The sequence below is a fragment of the Kutzneria sp. CA-103260 genome (genome assembly GCF_018263855.1).
Classification (GTDB): domain Bacteria; phylum Actinomycetota; class Actinomycetes; order Mycobacteriales; family Pseudonocardiaceae; genus Kutzneria.
In genome coordinates, this window is the sequence record NZ_CP073318.1 from 7,834,226 (window position 1) to 7,850,302 (window position 16,077).

Sequence of the window (16,077 nt, forward strand, 5' to 3'; positions counted from 1 at the left end):
CGAAGGACATCCGGACGGTACCGGTGCCGGGGGACGACTGAAGGGGTCTGCGACGACCAGTCGAAAACGCGCGACAAACGGTCACACCGACTTCGGCCGAGCCGATCAGCCCCGCTAAACCCGCAAAGCAGGGAGAAAAGCCTTGCGAAATTACGGCACCCAACCGACCCGAATTATGAGGCCTGGCCGGTGAGCGCGATGCCGTCCGGGTCCAGGGCGAGCCGGATCGCGTCGCCGGGTTCAGGCGCGCCGGCGACCGGCGCCACGGCCTCAACCGGGCCGCTGGGCACGCCGTCGCCGCTCAGCTGGACCAACAGCCGGGCGTGATCGCGCCGGTGCAGCCGCTGCACGACCTCGCCGCGCACGAAACCGCCCGGATCGGTGCGCAAGGCGTTGGCGCGCAAGCCGAGCAGCACCGTCCCGTCTCCGGCACCCGGCAGGGCGATCTCGCCGAGCGGGCTGGTCACCAGGTCGCGGTCGGCCTGCGCCGGCACGAACGTGGTGCAGCCGAGGAACCCGGCGACCACGTCGTCGGCGGGCCGCCGCCACACCTCGTCCGGCGGCCCGACCTGCCGGATCCGGCCAGCCTGCATCAAGGCGACCCGGTCGGCCAGCGTGAACGCCTCGTCGTGGTCATGGGTGACGACCAGCGCGGTGGTGCCGGTCGCGCGCAGCAGCGCCGCGAGATCGACGGCGAGCTGCTCGCGTAGAGCACGGTCCAAAGCGGACAGTGGCTCGTCCAGCAACAGCAGGCGTGGCTTGGGCGCCAACGCCCGCGCCAGCGCCACCCGCTGCTGTTCGCCGCCGGACAGCTCGGTCACGCGTCGTTCGCCGTAGCCCTTGAGACCAACCAGGGACAACAGCTCGTCGACCCGCTCGGCCCGCTCGGCCCGGTCCACGTGGTGCATGCGCAGGCCGAACGCCACGTTCGCGGCGACATCCTTGTGCGGGAACAACTGTCCGTCCTGGAACACCAGTCCGAAGTCCCGCCGGTGCACGGCGACGCCGGCCAGATCGACGCCGTCCCAACGGATCCGGCCGGCGGCCGGTCGCTCAAGGCCCGCGACGGCGCGCAGCAGCGTCGACTTCCCACAACCTGACGGCCCGAGCAGCGCGACGACCTCGCCGTCGGCGACCGTGATGTCCACATCGGACACTGCGGCGATCGAGCCGTAGCGCACGGACAAACCCTGCAGTTCCAGTGCCATCAGAACTCCCCAACGGCCGGTGTCAGCCGCTCGATCGCCACCACGGCCAGCACCGTGACCACCATCAGCACCACGCACGCCGCGTACGCCATCTCGTTGTTCAGCTGGCCGGGCCGGTCGATCAGCCGGGCGATCGCCACCGGCAGCGTCGGCGCGTCCGGCCGCGCCAGGAAACTCGTCGCCCCGAACTCGCCGAGCGCGACCACATAACCGAAGCCGGCCGCGGCGATCAGCGATCGTCCGGCCAGCGCCAGATCGACCTCGCGCCACACCCGGAACGGCCCCGCGCCGAGCGTGCCGGCGGCCTGTCGCAGCCGCTCGTCGATGGCCCGCAACACCGGCAACACCGTCCGCACGATCAACGGCGTGATCACCAGAGCCTGCGCGAACGGCACCAGCAACGGCGATGTGCGCAGGTCGAAGGGCAGATCGCCGAGCGTGACGAGGTAACCGAAGCCCACCGTCACCGCCGACACGCCCAGCGGCAGCATCAGCGCCAGGTCCAGCGTCTCGCCGAGCACCGCGCGGCCTCTCCGGACCTGCGAGAGCACCACTGCCGCCGTCACGCCGAGCACCATCGCCAGGATCGTGGCGTCGGTCGCGGCTCGGATCGAGTTCCAGGCCGCTTCCCACGCCGACACTTCCAACGTGCCGGAGTCGCCGGTGCCGGCAAGCGCCCGCCAACCGTCCACTGTGGTCAGTGAGTTGGCGACAAGACCAATGATCGGCACCAACAAGGCAGCGACCACCACCAGGGCTGCCCCGACCACGATCCACTCGCCGCCGACCGGCCTGCGGGCCGTCTCGAAGCGGCCCCGCAGCCGCAGCGCCGTCTCACGGCGTCGACGCGCGAGGGCACCGATCAGCAGCACCGCGATCACTGCAACCACTTGCAGGATCGACAATGCCGCCGCACCGGGCAGGTCGAACAAGTCGACCGTACGGAGGTAGATCTCGGTCTCCAGGGTCCGGTAGCGGGCCCCGCCGAGCATCAGCACGACACCGAAACTGGTGGCGCAGAACAAAAACACGACCGCCGCCGCCGAGCCGATGGCCGGTGCGAGCGCCGGCAGCACCACCGACGTGAACGCCCGCCAGCGTGACGCGCCCAGCGCCCGGGCCGCTTCCTCGGCGCGCCGATCCGTGTGCGCCCACAGCCCGCCGACGGTCCGAGCGACCACCGCGACGTTGAAAAAAGCGTTGGCCAGCACGATCGACAGCACGCCGCCGTCCGGCAGCAGCGACCGGAACGCGAGGCCCACCACCACCGTCGGCAGCACGAACGGCACCAGAACCAGCGTGCGCACCACGCCCACGCCCGGCACCTTGCAGCGCGCCAGGACGTACGCGAGCGGCATGCCGGCCAGCACCGCCACCAGCGTCGCGGCCGCCGCCTGGCCCAGCGTGAACGCCACCAGCCGCCAGGTGTCGCCGCTGGTCAGCACCGCCGTCACGCCGCTGCCGCCCAGACCGATGCCCACGATGGACACCACCGGCCAGGCGAAGAACAGGCCCAGGAAACCGACCGGGATCAGCGCCAGCAGCGGCAGAACTAGCCTTGCAGCAGTGTTCGGCACTGCTGGACCCACTTCTCCCGGTTCGCGTCCACCTGGTCGGCCGGCAGCTGCGCCGGCGCGTCCGGCAGCGGCGCCGCCGTCTTCCAGGCGTCCGGCAGCGACACGTCCGACCGGGACGGGTAGACGTACATGCTGTTGGGCACCTGCTGCTGGAACTTCTGCGAGACCAGGAAGTCCAGCACCTTCTGGGCGTCGCCCGCGTTCTTGGCCCCGGCCAGCACGCCCGCGTACTCGACCTGGCGGTAGCAGGTGTTCAGCAGCGCCTTGGTCCGCGGCTTGCCGTCCGCGCCGATCTCGTCGGCCGGCGAGGAGGCGTAGGACACCACGACCGGACGCGGGCCCTTGCCCGACGAGCCGGAGAAGTCCTGGCTGTAGGCCTCCTCCCAACCCGAGTCGACCTTGACGTCGTTGGCCTTGAGCCCGGTCCAGAAGGCCGGCCAGCCGTCCGGCCCGAACTGCTTGACCGTGCCCAGCAGGAAGGCCAGGCCCGGCGAGGAGGTGGACGGGTCCTCGACCACGGTCTGGCCCTTGTACTTCGGGTCGACCAGGTCGGCGTAGCCGGTCGGGGCGGGCAGATGGTGCGCCGCGTACCAGCCCGTGTCCACGTTCAGGCACACGTCGCCGACGTCGATCGCGGTCAGCCGGTGCGAGTCGTCGAACTGGTAGCGCTGCGGGCCCTTGGCCGCGTCCGGGCTGGTGTAGGCGGCGAAGACGTCCTCCGACAGCGCCCGGGAGGCGAAGGTGCTGTCCACGCCGTAGGCGATGTCGCCGATCGGGTTGGCCTTGGTCAGCACCAGCTTGTTGGTCAGGGCGCCCGCGTCGCCGTTCATGCTGACCTTGACCGTGATGCCCGAGGTCTTCTGGAAGTCTTCCCAGAGGGTCTTGTCCACCGCCCACGAGTCATGGGTGACCAGCGTGACCGTGTGCGTGCTCGACGCCGTGTCACCACCCCCGACCAGCGAGCAGCCCGCCAGCGTCGTGGCCGCCACCGCCAACACGGCCAGCCGTGCCGTCCTGCTCAAACTCTCCTCCAGGTGACCTCGTCGCGCGAGGTCGCCCGTAGTGCCTCCCTCCACCGGCATGACCCGGATCAGGTGCTTACGGTCGAGAGCTCGCCCGCTCTCCTCTCAGCCCGGCGCACCGGACTCCCGTGGCTCACCCGGAGCTTACGCTGCGTTCCGGCGTGGTCGGGACCACCATGGACGCCATGGCGGAATTGCTCACGGACGATCAGGTGACCGAGGCGCTCGGGCGACTGGCCCAGTGGCGGCAGGACGGCGATGCGATCGTTCGCATCGTGGAGCTGGCCAGCTTCCCCCAGGCCATCCAGGCGGTCGCCCGCATCGGCGAGATAGCGGAGAACGACAACCACCACCCCGACATCGACATCCGCTGGCGGACCCTGACGTTCCGGTGCCGGACGCACAGCGCCGGCGGCGTCACGTCCCTGGACGTCACGCTCGCCGGCGAGATCGACGGTGTGCTGGAGCTACTCGGTCAGCCCAGCGAGTAGAGCAGGTTCCGGCCCGCCTCCGCGTTGCGGGGCTGGCACAACACGTCGTAGCGGCGCGCCACCAGCTGGCTCTGCGACACGAAGTCGCGCTTGCCCCTGGTCGACGCGTAGCTGATCGCCGCGAAGATCATGCTCGATCCCACGCCGCCCACCAGGCCGATGGCGATCGGCAGCCAGCCGCCGCCCACCGTGAACAGCGACAGCAGCACGCCCACGAACAGTCCGAACCACGCTCCGCTGGCCGCCGCCGCCCCGAGCACCCGGCCCCAGCTCAGCCGCCCCGCCACGCGCTCCACCAGCATCGGCTCCACGCCGACGATCGTGATGTCCTGCACCGGGAACTCCCGGTCCGCCAGGAAGTCCACCGCCCGCTGCGCCTGCTCGTAGGTGTCGTAGGAACCGATCGGCCAGCCGGTGGGCGGGGTGGGCAGCGCCGAAGCCGCCGGGTTGTTGGCGAATGCAGTGGTCATGATGGCCCTCCTTGTCGGCCTTACACCTCTCTTAACGCCGAGCCCACCTCGCTTCGTGCCGGGTTCTCGAACTCCACAGGGGAATCTCAGGATGTGTCCCCGGCGACCTGTCCCCACCGCCTGCCCGGCCGCGCCTCCGCCACCCATCCGGTTGTGACCTGCGCGACCCGGGCAACGATCCCCCGCCGCCGTGCGTCGTCTCTAGTGAAGCCGTACAAGGGGATTCCGAAGTGATCAAGTTCTTTCGCACCGCGGCCGCCAGCGCCGCCGCCATCGTGCTCGCCGTCCTGTTCGCCGTGCAGGCCCAAGCCGCCTCGCCCACCCAGCAGGTCGCCTCGTCCCACCAGGGCGACGGCGACCTGATCTTCGCCGGCGTCGCCGGCCTGTTCATCCTGGCCGCCGCCTTCGGCGTGATCATCTACGCCGCCCGCCACCGCAACTCGGAGCAGTGAGCCACCTGTGTCGGGGCTCCCTGAGCCCCGACACAGCGGCTACGGTTGAGACTATGACCGCATTGCCGGACTGGATGCGCCCTCCCCGCGTCGAGGGCTGGTTCGCGGACGACCTGGACCACCTGCCGGAGGCTCCCAAGCACACCGAACTGATCGACGGAGCCCTTGTCTTCATGATGTCGCCGCAGCGGGTCTGGCATGCCCGCGTCGTCACTGCCCTCACCAATGCCCTCACGGCCCAGGCTCCGGACGGCGTCGAGGTCGACCGCGAAGTCACCATCCGCCTCGACGACCGCAACAGGCCGGAACCCGACATCGTGGCGACGTCCGCTCCGGTCGATCCGGCCCGAACCGCGTTTGCCCCGTCCGAGGTCGTGCTCGCGGTGGAGGTTGTCTCGCCGGAGTCCGAGCACCGCGATCGAACTGTCAAGCTGCGCAAGTACGCGGAAGCGTCGATCAAGCACTACTGGCTGGTCGAGGAAGAAAACAACGAGCCGGTTGTGCACGTGTACGAACTGGACATCCCTACGGGCACTTACGTGCCGGCTGGCATCTTCCGAGGCAGCATGGAGCGGCCGGTGCCGTTCCCGGTCAGCATTGACCTGACCACGCTGTTCAATCCGAAGAAACGGTGAGATCCAGCCACATCACGTGCAGGCCGACGTAGCCGTGGTCGGGGTGGTCGAAGGCTGCGGGGACGGTGCCGATGGTGCGGAAGCCGAGGGAGTGCCAGAGGGCGACGGCGGCGGTGTTGGTCTCGACGACGGCGTTGAACTAGATGCCGCGGTAGCCGGCGGAGCGGCACCAGTCGATGACGTGGCGGCCCAAGGAGCGGCCGACGCCGTGGGAGCGGTGGTGGGAGTCGACCATGAAGCTGGCGGTGGCGACATGGGAGCCCCGACCGGGGTGGTTAGGCCCCATCTTGGCGCTGCCGAGGAGGTCGGACCCGTCGACGGCCACGACGGTGCCGCCGGGAGGGGACTCCATCCACCAGCCGCGGGCCTGGTCGAGGGTGAGACCGTCGGGATAGGCGTAGGTCCGGCCCTCGGCGACGATCTGGGCGAAGAACGGATAGATCAGGGGCCAGTCGCGGTCCTCGGCGTCACGGATGAGCACGTGGGAACCGTAAACGCGACGCTGGGGACCTTCCAGCCATATACGTTGACCCCATGGGGCGGACGAAGAGCAGGCTGGCGGCGACACTGACGATCGCGGCGGCGCTGGTGGTGAGCACGGTGCCGGCGGCGCAAGCGACGCCGAGCACGATCGGTGATGCGCAGTTGGTGGCCATCGACGGCACCACGCTCGCTCACACGATCAGGTACGCGAACGGCGACTGGCAGCGGTTCGGTCATCTGGATGTGGCGGCGGTCGGCCAGCCGGCATCGGTGATCGTCAACGGCGAGGAGCACCTGTTCTTCGCGCAGGCGCCGACCGGGCAGGGCGCGCTGACGCACTACATCCGGCACGCGGACGGAACGTGGGACGTCAACGGGAGTGTGCCGGAGGTGGCCCCCGACCAGATCGGGAGCATCAGTGTGACCAGTGTGGGCGGCCGACTCGTGCTGGCCCGCCTGCAGAACTGGACGGCACTGGTGTCGACTCAGCAGGCCGACGGCACCTGGTCGACGTGGGAGAAGGTGCCGTTCGAGCCGGAAATCCTGAGCCTTTCGGTGACCGCGGACGGCGGCACGTTGCGCGTGGTGGCGCTCACGGAGGACAGCAACTTCGTACTCGTGGAGAACCGGTCGCCGACGGGGACGTGGTCAGCGTCGCCGAAGAAGAGCGTGCAGGTGATCGGGCCGCCGATCGCCGCGATCAACGTCGCCGCGGCGCAGGTCGGCGTGGACCTTCAGGTGGTGCTCAGGTACGTCTTCGGCCAGGACTGGCTCTGGCACACGATCCTGCGTTCCGACAACACCTGGACGAGTACCGGTGACGTCGAATACGAAGGCGGCACCGGCCGCATCCCCAGCATCAGCAGCCTCGCCGTGGCGGCCTCGACCAATGGGTCGCTGCAAGTCGCCACGGCGACCGAGGACGGCGCGGTGTATCACACCGTCCGGCACGCGGACGGTACCTGGCAGCCCTTCGGCGACGTCCGGAGCGTGGCCGGCCCGGTCTCCACGACCAGCATCACGCTCGCGGCCGACAACGGTTAGACGTTGAAGCGGAACTCCACTACGTCGCCGTCGGCCATGACGTAGTCCTTGCCCTCCATGCGGGCCTTGCCGGCGGAGCGGGCGGCGGCGACGGAGCCGGCAGCGACGAGGTCGTCGTAGGAGATGACCTCGGCCTTGATGAAGCCGCGCTCGAAGTCGGTGTGGATGACGCCGGCGGCCTGGGGGGCGGTGGCGCCCTGGGGGATGGTCCAGGCGCGGGATTCCTTGGGGCCGGCGGTGAGGTAGGTCTGGAGGCCGAGGGTGTGGAAGCCGGCGCGGGCCAGGGCGTCGAGGCCGGGCTCCAGCTGGCCGATGGACTCCAGCAGCTCGCGGGCGGACTCGGCGTCGAGCTCGATGAGCTCGGACTCGACCTTGGCGTCGAGGAACACGGCGTCGGCGGGGGCGACGAGCTCGCGCAGCTCCTTGAGCCGGGCCTCGTCGGTGAGCACGCCCTCGTCGGCGTTGAACACGTACAGGAAGGGCTTGCCGGTCAGGAGGTTGAGCTCCTTGAGCAGCGGCACGTCCAGCTCGGCCTGGGCCTGGAACAGGGTCCGGCCGCCGTCGAGGATCTCCTTGGCCTTGGCGGCGGCCTCGAAGGCGGGCCGCCGGTCCTTGTGCGTCCGGCCCTCCTTCTCCAGCCGCGGCAGCGCCTTCTCCAGGGTCTGCAGGTCGGCCAGGATGAGCTCGGTGTTGATCGTCTCGATGTCCGACGACGGGTCCACCCGGCCGTCGACGTGCACCACGTCGGGGTCGTCGAACACGCGGATGACCTGGCAGATCGCGTTGGCCTCGCGGATGTTGGCGAGGAACTTGTTGCCGAGACCGGCGCCCTCGGAAGCGCCCTTGACGATGCCGGCGATGTCGACGAACGACACGGTGGCCGGCACGATCTTCTCGGAGCCGAACAGCTCGGCGAGCTTGTCCAGCCGCAGGTCGGGCAGCGCGACGACACCCACGTTGGGCTCGATGGTGGCGAACGGGTAGTTCGCGGCGAGCACGTCGTTGCGGGTCAGCGCGTTGAACAGGGTCGACTTGCCGACGTTGGGCAGACCGACGATGCCGAGGGTGAGACTCACGACGGAGCAGTCTACGCGGCCCGAAGCTCGTGTCCGAAAACCGCCAGCCGGCCGCCGCTGGCGCTGGCAGCATTCCTACCGTGCTCATCGATCCGGAACGCGCCTATCGCGCCGTCGCCTCCCGCGACGCGCGCTTCGACGGCCACTTCATCACCGCGGTGCGCACGACCGGCATCTACTGCCGACCCTCCTGCCCCGCGGTGCGCCCGAAGCGGGAGAACGTCGAGTTCTACCTGACGGCGGCGGCCGCCCAGGCCGGTGGCTACCGGGCGTGCCGGCGCTGCCTGCCGGACGCGGTCCCGGGTTCGCCGGACTGGAACGTACGCGCCGACCTGGCGGCCCGGTCGATGCGGCTGATCGCGGACGGCGTGGTGGAGCGCGACGGCGTGCCGGGGCTGGCCCGCCGCCTCGGCTACTCGGAGCGGCACCTGACCAGGGTGCTGACGGCGGAGCTGGGCGCCCCGCCGCTGGCGCTGGCCCGGGCCCACCGGGCGCACTCGGCCCGGCTGCTGATCGAGGGCACCGACCTGCCGTTCTCGGACGTGGCGTTCGCGGCCGGCTTCGCCAGCATCCGCCAGTTCAACGACACGGTGCGGGCGGTGTTCGCGGTCACCCCGTCCCAACTGCGGGAGGGCGCGGCCAAGCGCAAGCACCAGCGGTCGACGCCGGGCAGCATCTCGCTGCGGCTGCCGTTCCGGCCACCGATGGATGCGGCGGGCATGCTCGCGTTTCTCCGCGCCCGGGCGATCCCGGGGGTGGAGGAGGCGGCCGAGGACAGCTATGCCCGCGCGCTGCGACTGCCGCACGGCAGCGCGACCGTCCGGCTGACGCCGACACCCCAGCACGTCGAATGCGCCCTTCGGCTGACCGACCTCCGCGACCTGGGCAGCGCGGTCACCCGAGTGCGCCGCCTGTTCGACCTGGACGCCGACCCAGTGGCCTGCGACGACCTGCTCGCGGCCGACCCGGACCTGGCGCCGTCGGTGGCGAAGACGCCGGGCATCCGGCTGCCGGGAGCGGTCGACGGCCCGGAGATCGTGCTGCGGGCCCTGCTCGGCCAGCAGGTGACGGTCGCCGCCGCCCGCACCGCGCTGGCCCGCCTGACCGAACAGCTCGGCGAACCGCTCGAAACCCCGGACGGCACGCTGACCAGGCTGTTCCCCACCCCCGAGGCAATTGCCAAGGAGGGCGCGTCGGTGCTCACCGGCCCACGCCGGCGCATCGACACGGTGCTCGCCACCTGCGCGGCGCTGGCCGACGGCACGCTGACCGTCGATGTCGGCCGCGACCCGGAGGAACTGCGCGCCGAACTCGAAGCCCTGCCGGGCATCGGGCCGTGGACCGCCGGCTACGTGCTGATGCGCGTGCTCGGCGCACCCGATGTCCTGCTCACCACGGACGTGGCCCTGCTCAAGGGCGCGGCCAACCTAGGCCTGCCGTCGGACCCGGACGGCCTGGCGGCCCGTGGCCGGGCCTGGCGACCCTGGCGCTCCTACGCCGGCATGCACCTGTGGCGGGCCGCCCAGTCGACCCCACCGATCCCCAGGAGTTCGAAGTGACCACTGCGTACTCGTCCACTGTGGACACCCCGATCGGGCCGTTCACCACGGTCGTCAACGACCAGGACGTCGTGCTGGCCTCGGGCTGGACCGCCGACCTCGGCGACCTGCTCCCGCAGGTGCAGCCATCGCTGCGGCCGGCCGAGATCGAGCAGCGGACCGAGCTCGGCCACATCACCAAGGCGGTCCGCGACTATCACGCGGGCGAGCTGCTGGTGATCGACGACATCGAGGTGCTGCAACGGTCCGGCGAGTTCCGCGAGCACGCCTGGCGCGTGCTGCGCACCGTCCCGGCCGGCAAGCCGGTCAGCTATCGGGAGTACGCCGAGCTGGCCGGTCGCCCGTCCGCGGTTCGGGCCGCCGCCGGGGCTTGCGCGCAAAACGCCGCGACGCTGTTCGTGCCCTGCCACCGTGTCCTGCGCACCGACGGCACGCTCGGCGGGTTCCGCTGGGGCTCCGAGGTCAAGCGCTGGCTGATAGATCATGAGGAGGCCGTCTCAGCAGCTCCGGGCGAAGCCTCGCCCGGGGGTCTGGGGGTCGTCCCCCAGAAGCATTCCCGGCTCGACTAGGTCCGCGCTTTCCGCGGACAGGGCTCCCCCGAAAGCCGGCTGCCTAGGCGACCACCTCCACTCGGGATCCGGCGCGGGCCTTGCGCACCCGCAGCCTCGTCGGGATCCGCTGCCGCAGCTCCTCGACGTGCGAGACCAGCCCGACAACGCGGCCACCGGCCCGCAGCTCGTCGAGGGTGTCCATGACCATGTCGAGGGTCTCCGGGTCGAGGGTGCCGAAACCCTCGTCGACGAAGAGGGTGTCCAGCAGCGCGCCCCCGGTCTCGGCGGCGACCACGTCGGCCAGGCCCAGCGCGAGGGCCAGCGAGGCGAGGAAGGACTCGCCGCCGGACAAGGTCTTGGCCGGCCGGATCCGACCGGTGTAGTCGTCGAGCACGTCGAGCCCGAGACCGCCCCGGGTGCCGCGCGGGCCGGCGGCGTCGGAGTGCACGAACTCGTATCGGCCCTGGCTCATCCGGCGCAGCCGGCGGGAGGCGGCGACGGCGACCTCCTCCAGCCGGGCGGCCAGCACGTACGACCGCAGGGACATGGCACGGGCGTTCTGACCGCGACCGTTGACCACGTCGGTCAGGGCGTCCAGCTCCTCGAACTCGGCCAGCACCGGGCCGAGCGAAACCCACATCGATCGCAGCCGGGTGCCCTGTTCGGTGAGCTCGGTTCGCCGCTGTTGTGCCGCACGCAGCGCGGCGACGTCGGCCTCCAGCGCGGCGCGGGCCTGCACCGCCTCGGCTTCGACCGTCGTGACGTCGACCTCGGTGGCCGGGTCCATGCCAACCAGTTCAGGCTCGGCCAGCACACCGCGTGCCGAGTCCTCAACCGCTTGGACCTCCTCCAACCGTCGCTCCAAGCCAGCGATCGCCTGGTCGGAACGCACGGCGGCGATAGCCGCGGCAACAGCGTCGAAACCGGCCGCCACAGCGGCCTGCGCGATGGCTTCCCGTTGCGCCGTAAGCCTTTTCTCCACTCCGACGGCCTCATCTCGGGCGTCGGCGACGAAGTCGACGGAGCCGGCGACCGAGATCAGGTGCTCGCGGCGGGCCGCCACGTCCGGGAACTCGCCGCGAGCCAGCCGCACGCGTTCGGTGCGCTCGTCGACGTTCTCCCGCAACGTGGTCAGCTCGGACACGACCACGGCGAGCTGCCGTTCGGCCTCGGCATGCCGGTCGGTCTGCCGCCGTGTCTCGTCCTCCAGCCGAGCCACCTCGGCGACCATCCGGTCCACCCACGCGGCGATCTTGCGCAGCTCGTCCCGCTCGTCGGTGAGTTCCTTGAGGTCGGCCTTCAGCGTCTCGGGATCCTTGCCGGCCAACCGGTCCCGCAGCGTCAGGCATTCCTGCTCGGCCGACCGCAACCGTGCGGCGGCCTGCTCCCGACGCTGCTTCGCCTCCTGCTCGGCCCGTTGCGCGGCGGCGTCCTGCTCCCGGGTGACCGACCCGTCAGCGGGGCGGGCCGGCGCCGGGTGCTCGGCGGAGCCGCAGACCGGGCAGCTCTCGCCGGTGACCAGCCCGGCGGCCAGTTCGGACGCCATGCCGTCCAAACGGCGCTGCCTGATATCCAGGAACCGATCGTATGCCGCCTGATGCTCGTCCACGGCTCGACGATCGCCCGCGACGGCCCGCTCCAACGCACGTTCCAACGCCGGAAGCCGATCAGCGTCGACCGCGATCTCCGACAGCTGCTTCCACCGGTCCTCGACACTGTCCAGCCGCGTGCGGGCGTCCCGGGCCTGGTCGAGGCGTTGCCGAGCGATGCTCAGCTGATCCGGCAGCTGCGTGAGGACTCCAGCGTGCTGCCGGATGCCGGCCGCCAACTGCTCGCGCTGGGCGTCCTGCTGGCGAATCCGCCGCTGGTCGGCCGCCAACTGCTCGGCCTCGGCGACCAGCTGCCGCAGCGATCCAGCTTCTTCGCGGAGACGTCCCGCCTGACCGCGGGGATCGTCATCGACCACTACCGGGCCGAGCCGCCGCACTCCGGCGCGCTCCCGGTCTCGCACCGTGGCCAGTTCACGCTCGACCTGGCGCTCGGTTTCGTGGGCGGCCTTCACACCCACGGCGCGTCGGGCGGCGGCCAACTCAGCGCGCCAGCCATCTCGTTCCTCGGTCGGCAGACTCGCCAACTGCTCGGTCGCCCGCCGCAGGCGGCGCACCCGATCGGCCAGCGCACGCCGTTGCGCCAGCTCGGTCTCCACGAGCCGGACTCGTTCCCGACTCGCGGACTCGGATGTCTCGGCCATGGACACCATGGTGGCGACCCGGTCCGACAATTCCGCGAGCCACGGCTCGGCGGCCTCGTCCGGCATCTGCTCGCCGGCCGCCTGCGCGGTGCGAGCGACCTGCTCCCGCACCTGCTGGCGATGCTGCTCGACCTTGCGCCCGGCCAACGTCCGGCGGTCGCGGAACCACTGCTCGACGTCGTGAAAACGCTGCGTGCCGAACAGCTTCTCCAGCAGCCGCTCCCGTTCGGACGTGTCCGAACGGAGGAAGCGGGCGAATTCCCCCTGGGGCAGCAGCACGACCTGGAAGAACTGCTCCGCGGTCATGCCGAGCAGCCGCTCCACCGTGCGGGCGACCTCGTCGTTGCGGGTGATGCCCTCGGCGTCGGAACTCAGCCAGGTCAGCGAGGCCGTCGCCTTCTGCGTGGTGAATCCGCCGCCGCGCCGTTTGGGCCGCTCGTACTCCGGGCTCCGGGCGAGCCGAATTCGTTGGCCCTGAACGGAAAGCTCCAGCATGACCTCGGTCGGCAGGTCCGGGTCGGCGTTGTCGTAGCGCAGCCGCTTGACGTCGCCTCGCGCGCCGGGCACCCGGCCGAACAGGGCGAACGCCACCGCGTCGAGCAGCGTCGTCTTGCCGGCGCCGGTTTCCCCATGCAGCAGGAAAAGGCCGTCGGCGCCGAGCAGGTCGAAGTCCACCGCCTCACGGCCCGCGTAGGGGCCGAAGGCGGACAACTCCAAGCGGTGCAACCTCATTCCGTTTCTACCTCCCGGAAAGCCCGTTCCAGCAACGACGACTCCGACCCGGTCGGCTCGCTGCCCCGGACGTCGAGCACGAAGCCGGCGGCGATCTGGTGATCGCTGCGGCCGCGCACGGCGTCGGCGTAGCGCAGGTCGGCCGCGGCCCGGCCGCCGTCGGGACGCCACTCGGCGTGCACGGCGTACGGGAACCGCGTCTGCAACTTCCGTTGCAGATCAAGGGGTCGTACGTGGTCGGTCACCGCGACCGACAGGTAGCACTCTTCCAGATCGGCGTGCCGGGGGTCGCTGAGAAGATCGTCAAGGGTGCCGCTGACGGTGGCCAGCCGACGCGGAACAGGCAGCTCGACCTGCGTGACGTTGTGCAATCCGTAGCTGTCAAGGTCGACCAGCAGGACCTGCTTGCGATGCCGCGCCTCGGAGAAGGAGTAGGCCAGCGGGCTGCCCGAGTAGCGCAGGTTCTCGGCCAGCTTCTGGGCCCCGTGCAGGTGGCCGAGCGCGACGTAGTCGATGCCGTCGAAAACCGAGCCGGGCACGTGGTCGATGCCGCCGACGCGAATGGAGCGCTCGGACTCGCACGGCTCGCCGCCGGTCACGAAGGCGTGGGCGAGCACCATGGTGCCAAGGCCGCTTCTGTTGCGTAAATCGCTACGAACTCGGCGCATCGCTTCACCCAGCACGGCGGCGTGGCCGCGACCGTCGACGCCAAGGGTGTGGCGGGCGGGTTCCGGATCCAGATAGGGCAGTCCGTAGAAGGCGACGTCATCGAGCACGACCGGGGTGTCCAGCGCGGACAGCTTGGTCTTGAGGTGCAGGCCGCCGGCCGCGGCGAAGTTGCCGAACACCCCGATGCGCTGGGCCGAGTCGTGGTTGCCGGGGGTGATCACGGTCTTCGCGCCGGCTTCGCGGATCGCCGACAGCGCCCGTCCGCAGGTCTCGATGGACTCGGCCGACGGCATCGCCCGGTCGTAGAGGTCGCCGGCCACCACCACGACATCCACCCGCTCGCGTTCGACCAGAGACGCCAGTCCGGTGAGGACCGTCTCCTGGTCGGCCAGCAGGTCACGGCCGTGAAAGGTGCGGCCGACGTGCCAGTCGGAGGTGTGCAGGACCCGCATGGCCCCTCAAGCTAGGCCCCGAACCTGGCAACGTCCGGGAGGAGCCTCGGCGAGTCTCGAATGTGTGACCGAGACATGCCGCGCGTTCCGCGCGGGGCGAGGCCGCTCGTGACCGGTGCCTTCCCTGGCCGGATTTAGCCCGCCGCATCCGGCTCGGGTGGCGGGTGCGCCGGGTGGCGGCGGCCGAAATCCGGCTGCGGTCCAGGCACCGGCGCGGTCTCGCAGTCGTTGTAGGGGGCTGGCAGAACTGTCAGGGGCGGGTGGCACTGTGGGTTCGTGAGTTCCGAAGTGATCAGTACGGCGGCGATCGTGCTGGCCCTGTTGCTGGCCGGTGGCCTGGTGCTGTTGTGGCGGATGTACCAGGACAGCGTGCGTCGCACCGATGCGGCGTTCGCCGCGGTGGAGGCCGAGCGCGCGCGGTTCGACCGGCAGCAGGCGACGCTGCGCCGGTATGAGGTGGCGTTCTCCTCGATCACCGGAAGGGGTGAACTCGGCGAGCAGGTGCTGGTCGAGACGGCCCGCACGCTGGGGCTGCGGGAAGGCCTGCACTTCACGTTGCAGACGGACCTGGCCGGCGGCGGCACGGTCCGGCCGGACCTGGTGCTCGCGGTCGGCGGCGGCCGGCAGGTGCCGGTGGACGCCAAGATGAGCATGGTCGTCTGGGCCGAGGCGATGGAGACCGACGACGCCGACGAGCGGGCAGACGCGCTGCGGGTGCACGTGCGCAACATCCGGTCGCGGGCGGCGGAGCTGGCGGGCAAGGGCTACGCCCGCTGGGCCGACGCGATCTACGGCACGGTGATGTTCGTGCCCTCGGACGCGGCGGTGGTGGCGGCCATGGACACCGATCCCGAGCTGCTGCGCTGGCTGCTGGACCGCCGGGTGTTCCTGTGCGGCCCGACCGGGTTCGCGGTGCTGGCCTCGGCAGCGCTGTTCGCGGCGACGGAGCGGGCCATCGCCGACGACGTGGACCAGGTGCGCAGCCAGGCCTCGGTGGCACACCGGGCGGCGAACACGGCGATCGACTCCGTCAACCTGTCGAGCACGCATCTGCAGCGCTTCCTGTCGGCGCGACGGCGCGAGCTGGACGCGCTGGAGGGGTTCCGAGGCGCGGTGCAGCCGCTGACCGACGCGGCCGGCAGCCCGACGCCGCTGACGACGGTGCGGCGCGCGGACGAGGTCACGGCTGGCCCGTTTACCCCGATGGCCGAACCGCTTAACAGTGAGCAAACATCGGACGGGGGGTGATCAACTGGCGGTTTTCGCCGCTCACAGGGGCACTACCGGCAGCACGGAGGGGTGACTGCCGCTGATTCTCACGGAGCGTTCACAAGCTTCGCGACACAAACGGGCTACCGTGTCGTCTCGTGACCGCCACGCGCGATCGCCGAAGCGATCTTGACAC

The 16,077-nt window shown here is 70.7% G+C and carries 15 protein-coding genes and 1 riboswitch; of the genes, 7 read left to right on the forward strand and 8 right to left on the reverse strand.

Going from position 1 to position 16,077, the window contains the following annotated elements; genetic code table 11:
* Positions 1 to 173: 173 nt before the first annotated feature.
* From JJ691_RS34350 to JJ691_RS34360, 3 genes are read right to left on the reverse strand one after another with little or no spacing between them, the layout of a single operon-like run.
* On the reverse strand, positions 174 to 1,208 hold the full coding sequence (locus JJ691_RS34350; protein ID WP_211763720.1) for an ABC transporter ATP-binding protein: 1,035 nt from the start codon (positions 1,206 to 1,208) through the stop codon (positions 174 to 176).
* Positions 1,208 to 2,797 (reverse strand): ABC transporter permease, encoded by a 1,590-nt coding sequence (locus JJ691_RS34355; RefSeq protein ID WP_249227198.1) that lies wholly within the window; start codon positions 2,795 to 2,797, stop codon positions 1,208 to 1,210. The genes JJ691_RS34350 and JJ691_RS34355 overlap by 1 nt, the downstream gene beginning before the upstream one ends.
* Entirely contained in the window at positions 2,761 to 3,807 is a 1,047-nt protein-coding gene (locus JJ691_RS34360; protein ID WP_442912498.1) for a thiamine ABC transporter substrate-binding protein, read from the reverse strand. Before JJ691_RS34360 ends, JJ691_RS34355 begins: the two co-directional genes overlap by 37 nt.
* Before the next feature lie 28 nt (positions 3,808 to 3,835).
* Positions 3,836 to 3,947: riboswitch (TPP riboswitch) on the reverse strand.
* A 45-nt stretch (positions 3,948 to 3,992) separates the two neighbouring features.
* Here JJ691_RS34360 and JJ691_RS34365 point away from each other — a divergent pair.
* Positions 3,993 to 4,298 carry a 4a-hydroxytetrahydrobiopterin dehydratase gene (locus JJ691_RS34365; protein ID WP_211763722.1) on the forward strand — a complete coding sequence of 102 codons (306 nt, stop codon included), beginning with the start codon at positions 3,993 to 3,995 and terminating at the stop codon, positions 4,296 to 4,298.
* Here JJ691_RS34365 and JJ691_RS34370 read toward each other — a convergent pair.
* Positions 4,283 to 4,768 carry a general stress protein gene (locus JJ691_RS34370; RefSeq protein ID WP_211763723.1) on the reverse strand — a complete coding sequence of 162 codons (486 nt, stop codon included), beginning with the start codon at positions 4,766 to 4,768 and terminating at the stop codon, positions 4,283 to 4,285. The genes JJ691_RS34365 and JJ691_RS34370 overlap by 16 nt on opposite strands.
* Before the next feature lie 230 nt (positions 4,769 to 4,998).
* Here JJ691_RS34370 and JJ691_RS34375 point away from each other — a divergent pair, with 230 nt between their 5' ends.
* Both JJ691_RS34375 and JJ691_RS34380 read left to right on the forward strand, forming a co-directional pair.
* On the forward strand, positions 4,999 to 5,220 hold the full coding sequence (locus JJ691_RS34375) for a hypothetical protein (RefSeq protein WP_211763724.1): 222 nt from the start codon (positions 4,999 to 5,001) through the stop codon (positions 5,218 to 5,220).
* A gap of 53 nt (positions 5,221 to 5,273) precedes the next feature.
* The gene (locus JJ691_RS34380) at positions 5,274 to 5,855 is read left to right on the forward strand and encodes a Uma2 family endonuclease (protein WP_211763725.1); all 582 of its coding nucleotides are present in this window, start codon (positions 5,274 to 5,276) and stop codon (positions 5,853 to 5,855) included.
* A 139-nt stretch (positions 5,856 to 5,994) separates the two neighbouring features.
* Here JJ691_RS34380 and JJ691_RS34385 read toward each other — a convergent pair whose 3' ends face one another.
* Positions 5,995 to 6,336, reverse strand: coding sequence for a GNAT family N-acetyltransferase (locus tag JJ691_RS34385; RefSeq protein ID WP_249227199.1), 342 nt, complete (start codon positions 6,334 to 6,336; stop codon positions 5,995 to 5,997).
* Positions 6,337 to 6,389: 53 nt separating this feature from the next.
* On the opposite strand from JJ691_RS34385, the gene JJ691_RS34390 reads away from it, so the two are divergent.
* Positions 6,390 to 7,382, forward strand: coding sequence for a hypothetical protein (locus JJ691_RS34390; RefSeq protein WP_211763726.1), 993 nt, complete (start codon positions 6,390 to 6,392; stop codon positions 7,380 to 7,382).
* Here JJ691_RS34390 and ychF read toward each other — a convergent pair.
* On the reverse strand, positions 7,379 to 8,458 hold the full coding sequence (gene ychF, locus JJ691_RS34395; protein WP_211763727.1) for a redox-regulated ATPase YchF: 1,080 nt from the start codon (positions 8,456 to 8,458) through the stop codon (positions 7,379 to 7,381). The genes JJ691_RS34390 and ychF overlap by 4 nt on opposite strands.
* A gap of 80 nt (positions 8,459 to 8,538) precedes the next feature.
* Here ychF and JJ691_RS34400 point away from each other — a divergent pair, with 80 nt between their 5' ends.
* Together JJ691_RS34400 and JJ691_RS34405 are read left to right on the forward strand one after the other, a co-directional pair.
* Entirely contained in the window at positions 8,539 to 10,017 is a 1,479-nt protein-coding gene (locus tag JJ691_RS34400) for an AlkA N-terminal domain-containing protein (protein ID WP_211763728.1), read from the forward strand.
* Complete coding sequence (locus JJ691_RS34405; RefSeq protein ID WP_211763729.1) at positions 10,014 to 10,586, forward strand: methylated-DNA--[protein]-cysteine S-methyltransferase; 573 nt, start codon at positions 10,014 to 10,016, stop codon at positions 10,584 to 10,586. The genes JJ691_RS34400 and JJ691_RS34405 overlap by 4 nt, the downstream gene beginning before the upstream one ends.
* Positions 10,587 to 10,629: 43 nt before the next feature.
* On the opposite strand, the gene JJ691_RS34410 is transcribed toward JJ691_RS34405, so the two are convergent.
* Both JJ691_RS34410 and JJ691_RS34415 read right to left on the reverse strand, forming a co-directional pair.
* Positions 10,630 to 13,551 carry an AAA family ATPase gene (locus JJ691_RS34410; RefSeq protein ID WP_211763730.1) on the reverse strand — a complete coding sequence of 974 codons (2,922 nt, stop codon included), beginning with the start codon at positions 13,549 to 13,551 and terminating at the stop codon, positions 10,630 to 10,632.
* On the reverse strand, positions 13,548 to 14,672 hold the full coding sequence (locus JJ691_RS34415) for an exonuclease SbcCD subunit D (RefSeq protein WP_211763731.1): 1,125 nt from the start codon (positions 14,670 to 14,672) through the stop codon (positions 13,548 to 13,550). Before JJ691_RS34415 ends, JJ691_RS34410 begins: the two co-directional genes overlap by 4 nt.
* Before the next feature lie 276 nt (positions 14,673 to 14,948).
* On the opposite strand from JJ691_RS34415, the gene JJ691_RS34420 reads away from it, so the two are divergent.
* Positions 14,949 to 15,920 (forward strand): DNA recombination protein RmuC, encoded by a 972-nt coding sequence (locus JJ691_RS34420; protein ID WP_211763732.1) that lies wholly within the window; start codon positions 14,949 to 14,951, stop codon positions 15,918 to 15,920.
* Positions 15,921 to 16,077: the final 157 nt, after the last annotated feature.